This window comes from Peribacillus simplex (genome assembly GCF_030123325.1).
Taxonomy (GTDB): domain Bacteria; phylum Bacillota; class Bacilli; order Bacillales; family DSM-1321; genus Peribacillus; species Peribacillus simplex_D.
The window spans coordinates 3,222,407-3,240,274 of the sequence record NZ_CP126106.1 but is presented as its reverse complement, the minus strand read 5'-3'; the positions used below and the strand labels follow the sequence as shown (position 1 = coordinate 3,240,274).

14 protein-coding genes and 1 pseudogene are annotated in these 17,868 nt (G+C 32.2%); 10 read left to right on the top strand and 5 right to left on the bottom strand.

Features of this window, described 5'->3' with window-relative positions; translation table 11 throughout:
• Positions 1-448 precede the first annotated feature (448 nt).
• Positions 449-1,675, bottom strand: a complete 1,227-nt coding sequence (locus QNH43_RS15210) for a glycosyltransferase family 2 protein (protein ID WP_283914779.1) — start codon at positions 1,673-1,675, stop codon at positions 449-451.
• 102 nt (positions 1,676-1,777) lie between these two features.
• Positions 1,778-2,734: a GDP-mannose 4,6-dehydratase gene (gmd, locus tag QNH43_RS15205; RefSeq protein ID WP_283914778.1), complete on the bottom strand. Its 957-nt coding sequence runs from the start codon at positions 2,732-2,734 to the stop codon at positions 1,778-1,780.
• 325 nt (positions 2,735-3,059) lie between these two features.
• On the opposite strand from gmd, the gene QNH43_RS15200 reads away from it, so the two are divergent.
• Entirely contained in the window at positions 3,060-3,197 is a 138-nt protein-coding gene (locus QNH43_RS15200; RefSeq protein WP_283914777.1) for a hypothetical protein, read from the top strand.
• A 108-nt stretch (positions 3,198-3,305) separates the two neighbouring features.
• Here QNH43_RS15200 and QNH43_RS15195 read toward each other — a convergent pair whose 3' ends face one another.
• The gene (locus QNH43_RS15195) at positions 3,306-3,482 is read right to left on the bottom strand and encodes a glycosyltransferase (RefSeq protein ID WP_283914776.1); all 177 of its coding nucleotides are present in this window, start codon (positions 3,480-3,482) and stop codon (positions 3,306-3,308) included.
• 377 nt (positions 3,483-3,859) lie between these two features.
• On the opposite strand from QNH43_RS15195, the pseudogene QNH43_RS15190 reads away from it, so the two are divergent.
• The 9 genes and pseudogenes from QNH43_RS15190 to sat all read left to right on the top strand — a co-directional run bounded on the left by QNH43_RS15190 (position 3,860) and on the right by sat (position 16,877).
• Positions 3,860-4,823, top strand: a pseudogene (locus QNH43_RS15190) (GDP-mannose 4,6-dehydratase).
• 833 nt (positions 4,824-5,656) lie between these two features.
• On the top strand, positions 5,657-6,400 hold the full coding sequence (locus QNH43_RS15185; RefSeq protein ID WP_283914775.1) for a sulfotransferase domain-containing protein: 744 nt from the start codon (positions 5,657-5,659) through the stop codon (positions 6,398-6,400).
• 1,751 nt (positions 6,401-8,151) lie between these two features.
• Positions 8,152-9,069 carry a hypothetical protein gene (locus QNH43_RS15180; protein ID WP_283914774.1) on the top strand — a complete coding sequence of 306 codons (918 nt, stop codon included), beginning with the start codon at positions 8,152-8,154 and terminating at the stop codon, positions 9,067-9,069.
• A 631-nt stretch (positions 9,070-9,700) separates the two neighbouring features.
• Complete coding sequence (locus tag QNH43_RS15175; protein WP_283914773.1) at positions 9,701-10,633, top strand: O-fucosyltransferase family protein; 933 nt, start codon at positions 9,701-9,703, stop codon at positions 10,631-10,633.
• 809 nt (positions 10,634-11,442) lie between these two features.
• Positions 11,443-11,691: a helix-turn-helix domain-containing protein gene (locus tag QNH43_RS27815; RefSeq protein WP_434060201.1), complete on the top strand. Its 249-nt coding sequence runs from the start codon at positions 11,443-11,445 to the stop codon at positions 11,689-11,691.
• Positions 11,692-12,604: 913 nt separating this feature from the next.
• Complete coding sequence (locus tag QNH43_RS15165; RefSeq protein WP_283914772.1) at positions 12,605-13,543, top strand: O-fucosyltransferase family protein; 939 nt, start codon at positions 12,605-12,607, stop codon at positions 13,541-13,543.
• 609 nt (positions 13,544-14,152) lie between these two features.
• The gene (locus QNH43_RS15160) at positions 14,153-15,019 is read left to right on the top strand and encodes a sulfite exporter TauE/SafE family protein (protein WP_283914771.1); all 867 of its coding nucleotides are present in this window, start codon (positions 14,153-14,155) and stop codon (positions 15,017-15,019) included.
• 23 nt (positions 15,020-15,042) lie between these two features.
• Complete coding sequence (gene cysC / locus QNH43_RS15155; RefSeq protein ID WP_283914770.1) at positions 15,043-15,657, top strand: adenylyl-sulfate kinase; 615 nt, start codon at positions 15,043-15,045, stop codon at positions 15,655-15,657.
• A gap of 47 nt (positions 15,658-15,704) precedes the next feature.
• Positions 15,705-16,877 (top strand): sulfate adenylyltransferase, encoded by a 1,173-nt coding sequence (gene sat / locus QNH43_RS15150; RefSeq protein WP_283914769.1) that lies wholly within the window; start codon positions 15,705-15,707, stop codon positions 16,875-16,877.
• A 78-nt stretch (positions 16,878-16,955) separates the two neighbouring features.
• Here the strand turns inward: sat and QNH43_RS15145 are convergent, their stop codons facing one another.
• Both QNH43_RS15145 and QNH43_RS15140 read right to left on the bottom strand, forming a co-directional pair.
• On the bottom strand, positions 16,956-17,114 hold the full coding sequence (locus QNH43_RS15145; protein ID WP_283914768.1) for a hypothetical protein: 159 nt from the start codon (positions 17,112-17,114) through the stop codon (positions 16,956-16,958).
• Between the two features lie 107 nt (positions 17,115-17,221).
• Positions 17,222-17,833: a class I SAM-dependent methyltransferase gene (locus QNH43_RS15140; protein ID WP_283914767.1), complete on the bottom strand. Its 612-nt coding sequence runs from the start codon at positions 17,831-17,833 to the stop codon at positions 17,222-17,224.
• Positions 17,834-17,868 lie beyond the last annotated feature (35 nt).

The following is a 17,868-nucleotide window of genomic DNA, read 5'->3' as shown; positions in this document are numbered from 1 at the left end:
GAAGGGGAAACATGGTGAGTTAATAATTGGCCTTTAATAATACAGCGATAATTTTCATTAAAAAGATATCATTTACGAATGGGTCTTCGTAAGAGTAGGACAATAATAAAATCTTGCCATCGATTCAAAAAGATTTCCAATATGAAGGATGCACCAAAATTGCCTAATCCCATTAGCTATTTTGATCAAGTGATGCTATCTTGATAATAAAAGATTTGAGCAGCCTCCATACGATAAAAAATTGAATTCGAACCAATTACTGAAGTAGAAACTGGGAATATTACTTCAGGAAAAGAAAAAACACTTTGATAATAATGATGGAATACCAGGTACTTATACACAAACAATGCTTTAGTATGCAGCTTGTGTATTTTAAGGAGGTTCAAAAATAGAGAGAGTGCTAATTTTCATTTTTTAGTAATTCCTAAATTTAACCTGTTTAAATTTCTCATGAAAAATTTGGAATTGGTTTTCGATTGTGATTTATCCAATTTACTACATTCTTTGAACCTTTTCGAAATTCTTTGATAAACTGATATTCCTCTTCTGATAAGGGGATCATTTCTGTGATTTTATAGGAAATTTTCCTATTATCATTAGAAATATGAGTTTGTTTACATATAATTTCGATAATGGGGTTTGTTTGTTGTGAAGGAATTTCTATTTCTATGGTAAATGGTCCTTTATCTACTTTCATTGTCTTGAAACATTTTCCATTTAAATAAAACCGGAATGCAGACCATTGGTAGTTTTCTTGAGTTCCTTTAATAATCAGAGCATGCAAAGGTTTTTCTTCATTATTTTCAATAAAAAGACGAAGAAAGGGTGGAGCCCAAGAATCTTCATATAGGTTTGATTGCGATATTTTTGGTGTGATTCCAAAGATTGAATTTGATTTAAATAATTTTAAATACCAATAAAGTCCCTTATTATAATGGTTTAATAAAAAATGGTTTATCCAGTTATTTGAGGCAGTTCCGTGGTTTTTGACGCTTGTTCTTAGGATTTCTGGAAAACCTATATCAACAAAGTTGGTAGCCGTTTTGCTTGAAGGATGAAATCTTGAATTAGCAAGAAAGTCCTCTACGTATCCAATTGTATGGTTATTTTTCGAAATTCTTAACCATAAATCATAATCCATACAGAAGTCAAAACTTTCATCAATTCCTCCTAATTTATCAAGCACCTTCTTTTTTATAAAGGCTGCCGGTTGGCAAATAATACAGCCGTGAAATAAGTTTTCAATATTAAATGGCTGAACTGGAACTGTTTTCAAAATTTTATTTTCTTCATTTGTAATATAGCAACTTCCGTATACCATCGCCCACTCTGGGTGATTCTCTAACGAATCAACTGCTTTTTTTACAGATTTAGTTAAATAAGTATCGTCTGAATTAAGCCAGCCAATTATTGAACCTTTAGCCAATTTTAATCCTTTATTAAGTGCGTGAGATTGGCCATTATCGGGTTCTGAAACAAAGTGAAAACGCGAATCTCGACTTTCATACTCCTTCAAAATGCATACTGTTTCATCACTTGAACCACCGTCTATAACAATATGCTCTATGTGGGGATAATCCTGTGTTAAAACACTTTCGATTGTCTCACGGATAAACTTTCCTTGATTAAATGATGGAGTTATAACAGTTACTAAGGGCAATTCACTAGAAGCCATATGTGTCTCCTTTCAAGAATATAAATTTAAGAAGATCATTTTTGTTATATATTAGAGCTTGAGGTTTACTGTATTGTATGGGACGAAAAGTTTTATGGAATATCATTTATATTTCGCTAAATCGCTGTCTACCATCATTTTTATTAATTCTTTAAATGAAACTTTGGGTTCCCAGCCTAAGTTTTTCCTTGCTTTTTGGGGATTACCTAAAAGTATATCTACCTCAGCAGGTCGCATAAATTTAGGATCTGTAACCACGTATTTTTCCCAATCAAGGCCAACATATTCAAATGCTATTTCAACCAACTCTTTTACAGTGTGTGTTTCACCGGTAGCAATTACATAATCATCAGGTTGATCCTGCTGAAGCATTAACCACATTGCTTCAACATAATCTCCTGCAAAGCCCCAATCTCGTTTTGCCTGTAAATTTCCTAAGCGAAGCTCTTTTTCTAGTCCTAATTTAATTTTTGCTACGCTATTCGTTACCTTTCTTGTAACAAATTCAAGACCTCGGCGAGGTGATTCATGATTAAATAAAATTCCAGAGCATGTATACATATTATAGCTTTCGCGGTAGTTTATTGAGATCCAATGTCCATAAACTTTTGCAACACCATAGGGGCTTCTTGGATAAAATGGAGTAGTTTCTTTTTGAGGAGTTTCCAAAACCTTACCAAACATTTCACTACTTGATGCCTGATAAAATCGAATATCTGGTTTGACTAACCGAATTGCCTCTAGAATGTTTGTTACACCAAGAGCCGTGATCTCTGTTGTATATATTGGTTGGGACCAGGAGCATTCTACAAACGATTGCGCACCCAAATTATAAACTTCATCAGGTTTTGAAATCCTTATGGCTTCAATTAAAGATGGTATATCATTTAGATCTCCAGAAATGAGTTCAATTTGATTTTGGATATGCCTAATATTTTCGTTATTTTCTGTTGAGGTCCTTCTCTTCAATCCGTAAACTTTATATCCCTTATTTAGTAAAAACTCTGCTAAATAAGAGCCATCCTGTCCGGTAATCCCTGTAATCAATGCACTTTTCATATTTTCACTCCGTAGGTTTTTAGATGGGAAGATTTCATTCAAATTAATTATATGAGTTAAACTAATTAGCCGTGTCATTAATTTAGCCTTTTTATAAATTTATAGAAAATGATTCTGTTTTAATTTAGTTATAAGCACAGTGGTAAAGAATAAGAATTGAACAAAAATAAAAAATTTTTCATTTTTGAAGTTGGGTATAATGACAAACAAATGTTTGAAATCTACATAAACTAATTGTGTAATAAGTAAGATTCTCAAAAGACGGTTTGTTTGGAAGGCGAGATAAAGAGGTTAATAAAATGATATTATTACAAGGAGAAAATTAATGAAAATAAATATTTTTGGAGTAGGTTGTTCAGGAACAAAAGCAATTCAATTGTACATCGCCTATTTAATTGCGAAAAAGGAAGGTATGGTAAGAAATAATTATGAACCATATTTTCTGGATGAATCGAAGGGTTAAGGATTTATCTATAGAAGGCATAAACTTTCATATTAATTCAGATCCTTTATTGATGGCATGCGATTGCCCATTATCAGGTTCAGACACAAAGCGAAAACGTGAATTCCGTTATCCATACTCTTTTAAAATTTGTAAAGTTTCATCAGTTGAGCCTCCACCTATAATAATATGTTCCAAATTTGCATAATCCTGTATTAACACACTTTCAATCGTTTCTCGAATATATCTTCCTTGGTTAAAAGAGGGTGTAATTACACTAACTAGGGGTAAGTTTGGATTATCCATCAATATTTGTTAAAGGAAAAACTTTCTAAGAAAAACAAGATTTGGAAATTTTTACAAGAAACTTTATAACGATCCTTGCATACAATTGAAAGGCAAAAGTCCATTTTCTATCAATCATTAAACACTTAAAATATGTCTATATAAAGTTTCATTTATACTTGTATATGTAAAAAAAGTAATTAAATTGAAAATAATAAAGATTTTCATTTCTTAATTAATTTCCTTCATCATATTTTTCAAATATTTATAAAGTAAAGGAAAGTGTCGTGTAGAAGGCATCACAAAAGTGAACCTTTTGTAGGAGAAAGTAGGCCTGACATTATTTTAATATGTGCATACCATATGAAATGTCTAAAGAAATAAGTGGAGATGGTATTATGAAAACAGCGTTGATTACTGGCATAACAGGCAGGGTGGATCTTATTTAGCCGAATTTTTATTAAGCAAGGGCTACAAAGTATATAGACTAAAAAGAAGGACTGCTACTCCTGATTTTAGGAATATTAAGCACTTATTAGATCAAATTGAGCTAATATCTGGTGATTTTTTAGATTTATCTTCATTAATGAAGGCAATAAAAATTTCTAATCCAGATAAAGTTTATAATCTAGCGGCTTAATCGTTTGTTGCAGACTCATGGGAACAATCGATTTATACGGGCAAAGCTACTGGACTAATTGTGACAAATATGTCGGAAGCTATCAAACTACAAAACCAGAAATTCGTTTTTATAAAGCTTCCAGTAGTGAGATGTTTGGTAAGGTTGTTGAAATACCTCAAAAGAAAACGACTCCTTTTTATCCTCGCAGTCCATATGCCGTAGCAAAAGTATATGGGCACTGGATTACAGTCAACTACCGCGAAAGCTGCGATATGTATACATGTTCATGGATTTTATTTAACCATGAGTCACCTAGAAGAGAGTTAGAATTTGTTACAAGAAAAGTAACAGATGCTGTTGCGAGTATCAAACTAGGGATACAAAAAGAACTTCGTTTTGGAAATCTTGATGCAAAGCGAGATTGGGGATATGCAGGTGATTATGTTAAAGCGATGTGGTTGATGCTTCAACAGGATGAACGTCAAGACTATGTGATAGCCACAGGTGATACACACTCTGTATAGGAGTTATTAGAAATTGCGTTTAATTATATTGGCTTAGATTGGAAAGAATATGTCGTTCAAGATCCTAAACTTATGCGTCCAGCTGAGGTTGATTTTCTATTAGGGAACCCTCAAAAAACTAAAGAGAAACTTGGGTGGGAACCTGACGTTTCTTTTGAAAAGTTAATACAAATGATGATTGACAGTGATTTACAAAAAGTAAGTGCTGAAAGGTGAAAATGATTTGACCTGAAAATAAAAAAACTATTCCATACTATTATTTTGCTTTAGGAGCAAAAAATAAAAAGTTCATATCATAACAATATTATTAGGATCTATATTATAACCAAAAAAAGTAGGTGGGAAAAATGCACACACAAATGATAAAATTCACTTTTTCTCCATATACCGAAAACAGCAGGATCTACCTTAAAATCTATTTTAGATAATCAGTATACATCAATAGAAAAACTGGATTAATATGGTGGAGATTACAGTGAATTTATAAATAGTGCCAAAAATACCCCTAATTTAAATTGTATAAATGGACATTTTCGGTTTGGTATTCATGAACAAATACAAAAGCCATTTTGTTAAGTAACAATGCTTCGTAACCCGATTGATCGGGTGCTCTCAAATTATTATTATATCAAAAGGCCTAACCATCCGAAAAATACAATGATAAAAAATATGAGTATTGAGGAATTTGTTACTTTAAAAGAAAAAAGTGTTCAATTTTTGGTATTTAATACGAAACCATTACGTAACAATTTGTAATCCTCCAAATTTAGAAAAGGCAAAAAATAGTTGGTATAACTGAAATGTTTGATTAATCATTATTTTTAATGAAGAAGGTATTCAGTTGGAAAAATATAGATTTATAAATCTGCAAATGTAAAAAAACGGTTCGAAAGTTTACCAAAATACAAAAGAAGTTATTGACTTAACTTTACAAAAAATTCTTAAAGTAAAAAAATAAATACATGAAATTTCATCGAGTAATACAAATATAGATCGAGTACCAACTCATCAGGAAGAAATTTTTACATAAAATGGTAGAGGGGTACGTTATGGAAAAAAATGTTGAAAATTCGTCAATACCTACAATTTTTCATATAACACATGCTAAATGTGGATCACAATGGATAAAGAAAATATTAACTCAATGCTTTCCAGATAAAATAGTTCAAACAGAAATATATTCTAATCATTTTTTAAATAAACCGATTCAAAAAGGGAAAATTTATCCTGCATTATTTGTTAATAAACAACAATTCTATAGTGTAAAATTACCATCTAATTATAAAAAGTTTATCATTATTCGTGATCTAAGGGATACTTTGATATCATTATATTTTAGTTTGAAAATAAGTCACCCGATACTATACCCTAGTATGAAAGTTACAAGAGAACATCTCAAATCTTTAAGTGAAAATGAAGGACTTAAATTTATGATTAATTCTAACAAACTAGAACGAATTATTGAAATACAAATTTCATGGGTTAATAGTGATGATACAATCATAAAATACGAAGATTTGTTAACAAATGATACGCAAATATTAAAAAAAATAATAATATCTGACTTTCAACTTCCTATTTCCGGCAAAAAACTACATGAAATTATCATAGAAAACAAATTTAAAAATGTTACTGGAAGGGAGCCTGGTATTGAGGATATTTTACAGCATAACCGAAAAGGTATTAAAGGTGATTGGAAAAACTATTTTACACCTGAAATAAAAGAACTTTTCAAACAAAAATATGGGGAGCATTTAATAAAAGCAGGTTATGAAGATAATTTAAATTGGTAAATAAGGAAGGTGAAGGGCGACCACTAATCGGCGACAAGCGCTAGTAGAAGGCGCTTTTGTCTTCACGATTGGTATCTAGTTGTTTAAGTGGAGAAAAACTGGAGAAGATGAATAGTTTTACAACATATTATTTACGAACCCGAAACTTTAACTTATAACTAAGAAAGTTTTTGGTATCATTTTCTGTTGGTAGTATTTCCTGATTGTCAGAATTTTTTCTGAATCGCAAATAATGGTGAAGAGACGAACAAAATAAAAAAATCACTATAGGGGAACTATATTTATTTCATTGAAAATATTGACTTAAATCAACAATTTAAAGTAACCATATAATTTAACTTGAATATGCTATATTAAATGAAAGGAGTTAATATTGGACGTTAAATTATTAATGATAATACATTAATATAAATTCTTTATGTATTAGCTTTTATTCAGGCTTATTTTCAGATCCTTAACAGTAGCTACTAGAAATATTTAAACAAACTCCTTTGAAACTATGTTGTTCATAAAAAAGTTTATGAACAGGAACCCATTGACATGAGGGAAAAAGACAGATAGCTAAGAAAGTTATGAGGGTAGGATTATAATATGATTCCTATAAAAAAGAAAGTTAAGGTAAATCAATTCATAATACAAGATTAATCTCTTATAGAAGTCACAATAGCTTTTTAGCAAAAGTCTCATTTTAATCGTTCGGATCGTTGTATTTTACAAACACTTTTCTTTATAAAATACGAATCTCTGAATAGGTTTCAGAACGACAAACATATGAATATAAAAGGAGGCTTTTGCTGAATAATAAAAACGTGAAAATAAAACGATTATCTTTATGTATGTTCCTAAGAAAGGGGAAAGTACTGTAATCTCTATTCTCAATAAATTGTATAACACCATAATCAGATAAAACATGGGCTTCAAGTGGAACAAAGAATAAGCAACGTAATAAAAGGTCAGAAAACTCATTGTGTTTCCGCACATCGGTCTTACGGATTTCATCAGTAAAGTTTGAAAGAATGTATTTATATTTATATAAGGTTACTAAGAATTCCTGTTGATCGTATTCTATCCTATTATTATTATTATTATTATTGAGCTCAAGCACAACCATATCATCCATTCAAAGGCTTGAAAATGTATGAATTTCTTAATTCAAAACTATACTCCAATCACATAGTTAACCAACAAACAAGATTTACTTCCGTGCAACAACTCTGAATAATGCTGATATAAAAAAAGCGAAAGAAAATCTTCAGAAACATTTTTAGTAGTGGGATTACGGAAATGTTTGTTCAGTTAATTTTACTTATGAAAAAAGATTAGGATGGCAGAATATACTACCTTTTGAAAATATTCAAAGAGGGAAACAAATTAAATATCTGGAGTTATATAATTAGGCTATGTAAAGATCCGGAAAAATGATCAATTTAGATTAATAATTTAAGAATGAGAATACTTTTATCCCAATATTTCCACTTACTAAAAGTAAAAAAGACAGACAGATTCAAAAATCTGGTTAAGAATCAAAGTTCTACACAATAATCCATCCAGAAGAGTGTTATTTGTCTAAAGAATAGCCAATGTCTTTGCTAGTCGAGTAAAAACGATTGGCGATGAGAATTTCTTTAGCACTCCCCTGATGTCCAAGCATTGCTTGGATTTCTTCAAAACATAATAGATAATCCTTATAAGAAAAAAGTATTAATATGAACAAGATTTTTAGCTAAATGAAAACAAAGGTGAATAATTACATGAAGATAAATATTTTTGGTGTAGGGTGCTCAGGTACAAAAGCAGTTCAACTATATTTAGCCTATTTAATTGGGAACAAGGAAGGGGTTGTTAAAGTAAATTATGAACCATATTATTGGATGAACCGAAAACTCACGGGAATAAATCAAAATGGTATACACCATCATATTAACTCCGACTTAATTAATACAGTGGGGATTCTTAATGAAGAGCATTCCAATTTTCTTTTAAGTCTACTTCCGGCAAATATCAGTTCAGTAACCAAATTTATAAGGGCTAATGGTCGAATCAAGGCAATAAATAAAATTATGAAACCGGATTTTACGATTGTAATCATTAGAAATCTTTATGAAGTTTTGAACTCATTATCAAAGTTTCAATGGGATTTATTAGGGGAAGGGTTACCCTACCCATATGATTGGGATAGGTTAATTATAGAAGTCCAAGAAAAAAATATTATTTCTGAAGATGATCTGAATCAATATCTAAAAGTTATAAAGAATAAAACGGATAAAAATGCATTCTATTGGTATGTTATGAATTTAGCAGCGATAGCTAGTTATGAAGAGGTGGATTTTTTCTTGGATTACTCTGACATATGCCAAATAGAAAAGTTTGTGGAATATCTTCATCTTTTTGGACAGAATATCAAACCGATTACAGATGAAATGTTTGAGGGGAAGAAAATATGTGAAGACTCCTTACTTGTTGAAGTAGATGAAAAACAATTGCAGTTATTAAATGTAAAACAATCCATTGTTGGTACTATTGATAAGGTTGGAATTGACTTTAATGCGGAAGAAAAGAGTCAAAGTGAAAGATCAAATTTTAAAAAGGAACCTGATATGAATGATTTATATGAATATTTTAATCAAGATATTAAAACAAAACTAACTGAAGTAATGAAAAAAATGTAGAAACAGAATGTACTGAGGGTTAGATGCAGCTAAGCTTTCTTGTAATGGTAAAAATTATAGTATCTATTTTAAATTGTTATTGCTTCCTCTATATAAAGAAACCTATAACTTTTTGTCAATCAATTATACCATAACAAATCCCTCTCCAAATTTTTCTTCAAAAATGCTTTTTACTCATGATAATTCCTATTTGTTATGTTTAATTTGATTAAGTCCTATTTTAGGTCTTTTTCTACGTATATTTTTAATCATGGAAAGTATTTCATAAAGCACCCCTCTGATTTCTATCTAAAAACATGGTATGTCAAGTAGATGAGCATAATGTAAATACTGAAGGATCTGAGCTAGCAGTTCTTCAGTCAATCAACTTTGATCAGGTTAAAATAGATTGTATCATAGTGGAAAATAATTTCCGAAAAAAAAAGCGTGCAATACTTTCTAATGATGAAGGATACAGGTTAGCTGAAACTTAAGCCTATGATGATATATATATCCGTAACGATAGTGCGTTTTCAGCATCTTAGATATCAAATAAATTACTCAGTTAATGATCCAAATAAATTATTTTTATAATTATCTGAATTATCGAAAATGAGTGTGTTCAAATATATTACTAAGGTGAGGTTTCTTTGTGAATCAAAATAACTGTTTTTTACTCATTAAATCGTGGAAATGTGGTTTCTGGTCAGCTATGGAACATGTATCAGGGCAACTATTAGTTGCTGAACTTACTAATCGTACACCAGTTACTTTTTGGGGAGCCGATTCTTTGTATGCCTCTGAAAGACCATTAGTTAAAGATGCGTTTACAATGTACTTTTTACCTGTTTCAGATTATACCGTATATGATCTTGAAAAAGAAAACTATACCTTTTATTCATCAAAATGGAATAGAGGAAACCTACGTTTACCAGGTAAATTAGACTTTACTGGAATGCAAAATATACCTAATATTTTTAATAGTTCTGAAAATGTACTTGTAAGTAACGTTCATATTTCAGTTCTTTACTTTATTCAATGGATTAAAAAAAACCATCCTGCATTTGGGTTGGAATTTCATGATATACACCGGTATATTTATAAAAAGTATTTTAAACTACAACCTTATTTATCGGCAGAAATAGAAGATTTTTATCAAAAAAATATGAAAAATAAACATTCTATTTTAGGGGTGCACATTCGTGGTACCGACAAAATTGATGAATTTCCGAATTTAAATCAGCTGAATGATTTATATAGAATAGAAATTGATAATTACTTAAAAAATTATCCTAGAGCATCTATTTTCTTATTAACTGACTCAGAGAATATTTTAGAACAATATAAAGAGTTATATGGAAATAAAATAATTCATACAAACGCCATCCGTACTTCTAATGATCAAATATCTGTGCATAATGGATTGTCTTTGCATAGCAAAAGACAGAAAGGCATTGATATTATTAAAGACACCTATCTTGCTACTAAGTGTGACCATTTTATTGGAGCTAATTATTCAAACGTCTCGTTAGCAATCCTACGGCTTAAAGATTGGAAGAAAGGAACTATTACACTTATTCAATAATAATAAATGTATGTATCCATCCATTGCTTCAATCCTAGAGACAAATCGAGTTCGGTAATTTCATCTCACAAAGACAAAAAAATCACTGTTTATACGTTGATTAGTGTTGTGATATTGCCACGAAAAAAAGGTAGGGGAAAACAAGGGTACTATTACCAAAAATTAATTTCATACGATTACCATGGAAACTCTGATTGTTTGTGAATCAACAACTTGTTATCTTTAACGCCACCTCGCTATCACAAGGATTATCTCTTGTTTAGAAATCATGCAATCCATGCTTAGAATACTAATCGATAAAGTCACTTTATTAGTTCATTCTTCAGTCATTCTTATACCTTTATGGGTATACACTCCATACCAATAACATCATGAGACCCTGACTCACATCAGCTTAAACAAAAGGCTAAAATGCATACAATTTTTATAAGTAAGAAAATTCAATCCCTTTATCTAATGCATGTTAGATCATTGCCGGAATTTGGTTAGGGGCAAACTACATCGCAGTCAAACAACTGTCGACAATAATTAGAACGATCTTCAGACGGTCACTTACTACATTTTGAATTATCCCTTCACTAAATTATAGTAATTTTCGCTAAACATTTGAGGATGATATTTAAATTTAGCATAAGAAGCAAATCAATTCGCTATCAAGCAACTAAGTTAGTATATCTTAATGCTAAGACTCTAAAGGTCTGGAGTTAGTATAGTTTCATGGACACATACTACTTTAGTCCCTACAAGTATTTTTGAGGGGATGTGTCCATCTTGGAACATAAGAATGCAGATGGAAAAACTAATAATGAATCAAGAAGACTATTGTAGATCTTTCTCACTCGGGTAATTCGGTCAATGAATTAAGCGGAGAATATGGCGTATCAGAAGTTACCATTTATAAATGGGTTAAGGGAGAAGGGACCATGACTCCAAAGGAATTAGCCATACTGAAGGAAAACCTTCGGTTAAGCAAGAAGTTGAAATCTTTAAAAAGCTATGGCCATATTCGCGAAAAAGTAACAGAGACTTATCTTACCGCAATTAATGAGGGAACATAAGAAACAATATCCCGTACAAGATGTATGAAATACTTGAAATCCCAAGAAGCAGACATTATCTGTCCCTTTAATAGTTGTATCAAATTGCGAACGGGAAAACAAAGAACTTACGAAGGAAATTGACCTCATTTACCTGGAAAGCAAGGGAAGGTATGGGGCTCCAAAGATTCATGAAAGTTTATTAACCAAAAGTTTTTCCCTTAAGTTTAAAGCTTGTTCAACGTTAAATGAGCAGGCGAGAATTCGTTCTATTACTATGAAAAAATACTGGCCTAATCCATCTTAGGAAAGGTTTTATTCAATTAGATAATATGCTAAAAAGAGCTTCACTACTCAAACCATTAATGAGAAATGGGTAGCGGATATTAAGTATATCAACACATTAAAAGACGGATGTTGTTATTTAGCTTCGGTATTTGACTAGTAGTAGTAGGGTATTCATTTTCCGTTCAATGACGATAGAACTGATCATAAAAGCTTTCAATAACGGACACTTATCACAAAAGCTCTTGGAGGGCATAGTTCTTACCGATTTTGGCTCACAATATACAAGCAGTGAGTTTACTCAACATATTCAAAACCATCATATTAAGCAATCTTTTAGTTAGAAAGGTTGACCGCACCATAATGGCTGTATTGAATCCTTTCATGCCCTATTAAAAAAGGAAGTAGTCAACTGTGTACAATATCTAGACAATCAATCAGCTAAATTAGCGATGTTCCAATTATTGAGGGGGGGGTATAACGGTATAACCGAAAAAGAATTCACAGCAGCTTGGACTATCAAATTATACAAGCCTTTGAAGATCGAATTAAAAATACAACTTAAGATTTGACTAGTTTGTGTTCAAAATATTGACTCAAATTCAGTCAATTCTAAGGGATAAATCTTATTAAAAGGAATGTTAATAGAATGAACAATAATCAATGTTTTTTACTAATTAAAGCTTGGGGAAGTGGATTTTGGTCAGATATTTCACATGTTGCCGGCCAACTATTAATTGCTGAACTTACTAATCGAATTCCGATCATCTATTGGGGAGTGGATTCAGTATATGCTTCTGAAAAGCCACTAATTAAAGATGCATTTACAATGTATTTTTTACCTATATCAAACTATTCAGTTAACGATCTTAAAAATGAGAATTATACTTTCTTTCCATCTAAATGGAATCGTCGAAATTTACATCGAGGAGATTTAAAAGATTTATCAGACTTTAATGAAGAATCTATAGCAAATGTTTTTAGAAGTTGTGAAAATGTAATAGTTAGTAACGTTCACATTTATGTGGAATATCTCATAAAATGGATTAATAAAAGCCACCCCTTATATAGCTTGACCATTGAGGATATATATAGATATCTATATCAAAAATACCTTAGGCTGCAACCTTATCTTTTTAATGAAATTGAAGATTTTTATTTAAAAAATATGAAAAACAAATACCCTATTTTAGGGGTGCATATTCGAGGTAGTGATAAAATTTATGAATGTCCAAATTTACACGACATTAATAACTCTTATCAACAAAAAATAGATAGCTATTTACTAGAAAATCCACACTCTTCCATTTTTCTGCTTACAGATTCTGAAAAAATCTTTGAAAAATATAAATTTTTGTATGGTGAAAAATTAATTTATACAGACATTAAGCGTACCCCGTATGATCATGTTTCGGTGCATAATGGTGGTGTACATTACGATAACACTAGACAGAAAGGTATAGATATAATTAAGGATACCTATCTAGCTATGAAATGTGACCATTTTATTGGTAACAATTCTTCTAATGTAAGTGTAGCAATTAGTCGTCTTAAAACCTGGTCCCCAAAAACAATTACTCTTTTATAATTCTAAGTGACTATCTAACAGAAATAATGTGATATTAGATTAAGCTAGAATTCACCATCCTTAAATGATTCCCCCCTTACTTGAAGAGAATAAAGTTCGGTTGGATCCTGTTTTCTACCTCTTTATAGTCCTACTTATCTTTTTGAAGGTTTATGAAAATGGATGAAAGAATCCGTCCTAAACAATTTATTTTTCTCTACTTAGCAGAAAAACAAGATTTAACATAATCATCAAAAAGATAAACACAACTCAAGTGGATGAGAATAATAGACTTTGAGGCAGAATGTAAGTATTTAATTCAACTGATATAAATAAAAAATTTTATATCAATTAAATTGTTTATGCATCTTCGTTGAGAATAGAGTGAAAAGCTTCGTATTACCATATTGAACTGTTTGTTTACCTTTTAAGAAAGCAGGTTTTAGGAATGGACTGGTGATTATGGATCATGGATATGAATTCATTATGAAAAGAATATGATCAATCAATTTCACCTTTTTCTATTTTAACCGAAGTCCTCTTAATGTTCTTTGTCAGCTTTTTTATATATGAAAAAATAGTTTTCTATTTAATAAAACAAAATTGAATCTGCTTTTGGTGGAGGGGAACATGAGAAAGCTCATCATATTCGCATTTATCGGGTTTTTGGCTCAGTTAATTGATGGATCCTTAGGTATGGCATATGGGGTTACTTCAACATCCATGTTGTTGACATTTGGAATTGCCCCAGCAGTGGCTTCTGCATCCGTACATCTGTCCGAGGTAGTGACTACTGCTGCTTCTGGTATATCTCATATGAAATTCGGGAACGTCGATCGTCAAGCGCTTTTAAAATTAATCATTCCTGGTTCAATTGGTGCATTTGCAGGAGCGTGTTTTTTGAGTAATTTACCAGGAAATGTAGTAAGACCTTATATTTCGATCTTTTTGTTAATTCTTGGCGTATATGTACTTTTTCGTTTTTTAATTATGTCTAAAACAAGAAATGAAAGAAAATCAATTAATATATCAAGAAAAAAATCAATCGTTTTGGGGTTAATAGCTGGATTTGCAGATGCCACCGGTGGGGGAGGGTGGGGCCCGATTACAACTCCAGTCCTTTTATCTCAAAAAGGTGTTCCTGCTAGAAAAGTAGTTGGTACGGTGGATACGAGTGAGTTTGCTGTTGCTGTTTCTGCAACGTTGGGGTTTCTTATTGCTTTAGGTTGGCAGGAAGTGAACTGGTTTTGGGTAATTGCACTAATGGCAGGGGGAATCATTGCCGCACCCATCGCTGCCTGGATCGTTACTAAATTGCCATGTTATTTATTGGGAGTCCTTGTAGGGGGATTCATTATTCTGACGAATGCACGAACGTTGATTAACACTTGGGCGTTTCTTGATCATTGGTCTTCCGTTATTTTTATGCTCATATTAATTGGCTGGACAGTTTCTTTAGTCTATGTCATCCGAAGTAACAAAAATCCTGTTCCATAACGAAAAAGTAAAGGGGAGATTATATGGGTCAAGGTGAATATATCCATCATCATTCATTTTCCATTACAAAAGAACTTAGGCAAGCTTTACATGGACATAAAAGCTTTATTCTTTGGTTTACAGGTTTATCAGGTTCAGGTAAGTCAACCATAGCGAATATGGTCGAAGGAAGACTTCATGAGAAGGGAATCTCGACATATATTTTAGATGGAGATAATTTACGGAATGGATTAAATGAAGACCTTGGTTTTAGTTCTGAAGATCGCAAGGAAAATATACGCCGAATAGGGGAAGTTGCCAAAATTTTTGTCGATAGCGGGATTGTGGTATTAGCCACGTTTATTTCGCCTTATATTAATGACCGAGAAGATGTCAGAAAAAAGGTACAACAAGGTGAATTTCTTGAGATTTATGTCAAATGTCCTTTAGAAGCCTGTGAGAAACGAGATCCTAAAGGGTTATATAAGAAAGCTAGAATAGGAGAAATCACTCATTTCACAGGGATATCAGACCCATATGAAGAACCGGTAAATCCTGAAATCATTATTGAAACCAGTCAATATTCTATTGAAGAATGTGTGCAGCAGATCATGAACTTCTTAAAAGATAATGGGCATTTAGGGGATGTAAATATTTAGGTATGAAAAAGTCTCAATGGAACGTACAAATGATAGAGGTGTTATATATGGATGTTCAAAGAACTATCATTGAACCACATGGCGGCAAGTTGATTAATCGAGAATTAACAGGAATTGCTCGTAAAGAATATTGGGAAAAGTGCAAATCCCTATCGTCCCTGAATATCTCAAAATGGATTATTTCGGATATGGAAATGATTTCAAATGGTGGATTTAGTCCACTTATTGGATTTATGGGGGAAAAAGATTACCAGAGCGTCTTAAAATATATGCATCTGGCAAACGGATTACCATGGACGCTTCCGGTTACACTACCTGTAAAAAAGGAAGATGCGAAGAGTATAAATGTGGGGGATGAAGTGGCTCTATATAGTGTTGATGGGGAACTGTCGGGGGTCATTCAGGTAGAAGAAATGTTTGAATACGATAAACAGAAAGAAGCTATACTCGTTTATAAAACAAAAGACTCTAACCACCCTGGGGTCAAAAAGCTATTTGAGCAAGGGGACATGTATATTGCTGGACCTATTTTTCTAGTAAATAGGCCTTCACATAAACCGTTTGAAGAATTTTATATGAGTCCATACGAAACTAGAAAAATGTTCAGCGAATTAGGTTGGAATACTGTGGTCGGATTTCAAACTAGAAATCCAGTGCATCGAGCCCATGAATACTTGCAAAAAACAGCATTAGAAACGGTTGATGGGCTTTTGTTAAATCCTCTTGTGGGTGAAACGAAAAAGGATGATATACCTGCAGATGTACGTATGGAAAGCTATCAAATTTTATTGGAAAATTACTATCCATTGGACCGAGTCCGACTTGCAATTTATACTGCGGCTATGCGTTATGCGGGTCCCAGGGAAGCGGTCTTTCATGCGCTCGTACGAAAGAATTATGGTTGTACACACTTTATTGTCGGCCGTGATCATGCTGGGGTAGGAAATTATTATGGAACGTACGATGCACAAGAAATTTTTAGCCAGTTTGACCCTATGAAAATAGGTATTAAACCACTGTTTTTTGAACATAGCTTTTACTGTAAAAAGTGTATGAATATGGCTTCGTTGAAGACCTGTCCTCATTCTGCTGACGATAGGTTCATTTTAAGCGGAACGAAAGTCAGGGAAATGCTTCATGATGGTCTTACTCCACCACCTGAATTTACTCGCCCTGAGGTGGCAGAAGTACTTATTAGGGGCATGAACCAAAAAGGGTAGGATAACCAAAGGGCACACAACTACTATCTTATCGAATTTCATCCGAGGAAGTCTTTACAAGGGGTTATTTAGCCCTTGTTACCGTGCTGTATTCCCCTTCAATCTGAAAAGCCGTTTGTATTTTAATATTTCCGCACCAAATCCTGTACTTATAAGACCAAATTTCTTCGCTGTGGCTAATTGGCTATCCTCTTTATTCAAATAACTTTGTACAACCTGTATCTCTTTTTTAGGCATAGAAAGATCCATCCAAGTAGTAGTATAACATCCATGTCTGTACTGGACTTTTTACACTGTCTAACTAAGGGGATAGTATCATGCAAAAGCTGAAGTAAAAGAATATTTTAAAAATTGATGATATTCAAATCCCATAAAGCTAGTGATTTATCCGAATATTTCATTTTTCCTTCCGTACAATTCTCATTAATAACCAAGATGGGTTTGGGAAAGTTGAATGGCTCGATCTCTAAATTAAGAGGGCGCCAGCTTCCTGTCCGTATTTCATGATTACTTGTATGGTTTGTAAATGTAGTGGTTAATAAATACCTCGACTGGCTTGCTTTAAAATTGTTTAAAGCTAAATGAATATCAGAAAAGCTAAAATGTACAAGACAATCTCGACAGAGGATTAAATCCCCAGTAGGTATACGATCTTTTGTAATGTCCATAAGAGAAAACTGCACATTGTTTAATGGGTATTTTTTTTTATTTCTTTTTATTATCTCATCGACGATATCAATTCCAATATATAATTCAGTATTTTTGTAAACTTCCTTCATCCAATTAAAATCTCCACATGGTGCATCTATCATCTTTTTTATCTGTAATTGTTGTATTAAGCCTGGTAATTCCTGAACGAGTGTTTTGGTTTGAGTAAGCGATGAACCCGGACCGGAAACAGACTCAGAGTTTCCCCACATGTTTTTCTTGTAAATATTTGTAAATTGCTCTTTCATTTACATTCTCACCTTTCATCATTTTAATTTATTTA

Excerpts from the sequence above, each read along its gene's own strand:
- QNH43_RS15210 (WP_283914779.1), bottom strand. The coding sequence starts at position 1,675 with ATGGCTTCTAGTGAATTGCCCTTAGTAACTGTTATAACTCCATCATTT.
- gmd (WP_283914778.1), bottom strand. The coding sequence starts at position 2,734 with ATGAAAAGTGCATTGATTACAGGGATTACCGGACAGGATGGCTCTTAT.
- QNH43_RS15200 (WP_283914777.1), top strand. The coding sequence starts at position 3,060 with ATGAAAATAAATATTTTTGGAGTAGGTTGTTCAGGAACAAAAGCAATT.
- QNH43_RS15195 (WP_283914776.1), bottom strand. The coding sequence starts at position 3,482 with ATGGATAATCCAAACTTACCCCTAGTTAGTGTAATTACACCCTCTTTT.
- QNH43_RS15185 (WP_283914775.1), top strand. The coding sequence starts at position 5,657 with ATGGAAAAAAATGTTGAAAATTCGTCAATACCTACAATTTTTCATATA.
- QNH43_RS15180 (WP_283914774.1), top strand. The coding sequence starts at position 8,152 with ATGAAGATAAATATTTTTGGTGTAGGGTGCTCAGGTACAAAAGCAGTT.
- QNH43_RS15165 (WP_283914772.1), top strand. The coding sequence starts at position 12,605 with ATGAACAATAATCAATGTTTTTTACTAATTAAAGCTTGGGGAAGTGGA.
- QNH43_RS15160 (WP_283914771.1), top strand. The coding sequence starts at position 14,153 with ATGAGAAAGCTCATCATATTCGCATTTATCGGGTTTTTGGCTCAGTTA.
- cysC (WP_283914770.1), top strand. The coding sequence starts at position 15,043 with ATGGGTCAAGGTGAATATATCCATCATCATTCATTTTCCATTACAAAA.
- sat (WP_283914769.1), top strand. The coding sequence starts at position 15,705 with ATGGATGTTCAAAGAACTATCATTGAACCACATGGCGGCAAGTTGATT.
- QNH43_RS15145 (WP_283914768.1), bottom strand. The coding sequence starts at position 17,114 with ATGCCTAAAAAAGAGATACAGGTTGTACAAAGTTATTTGAATAAAGAG.
- QNH43_RS15140 (WP_283914767.1), bottom strand. The coding sequence starts at position 17,833 with ATGAAAGAGCAATTTACAAATATTTACAAGAAAAACATGTGGGGAAAC.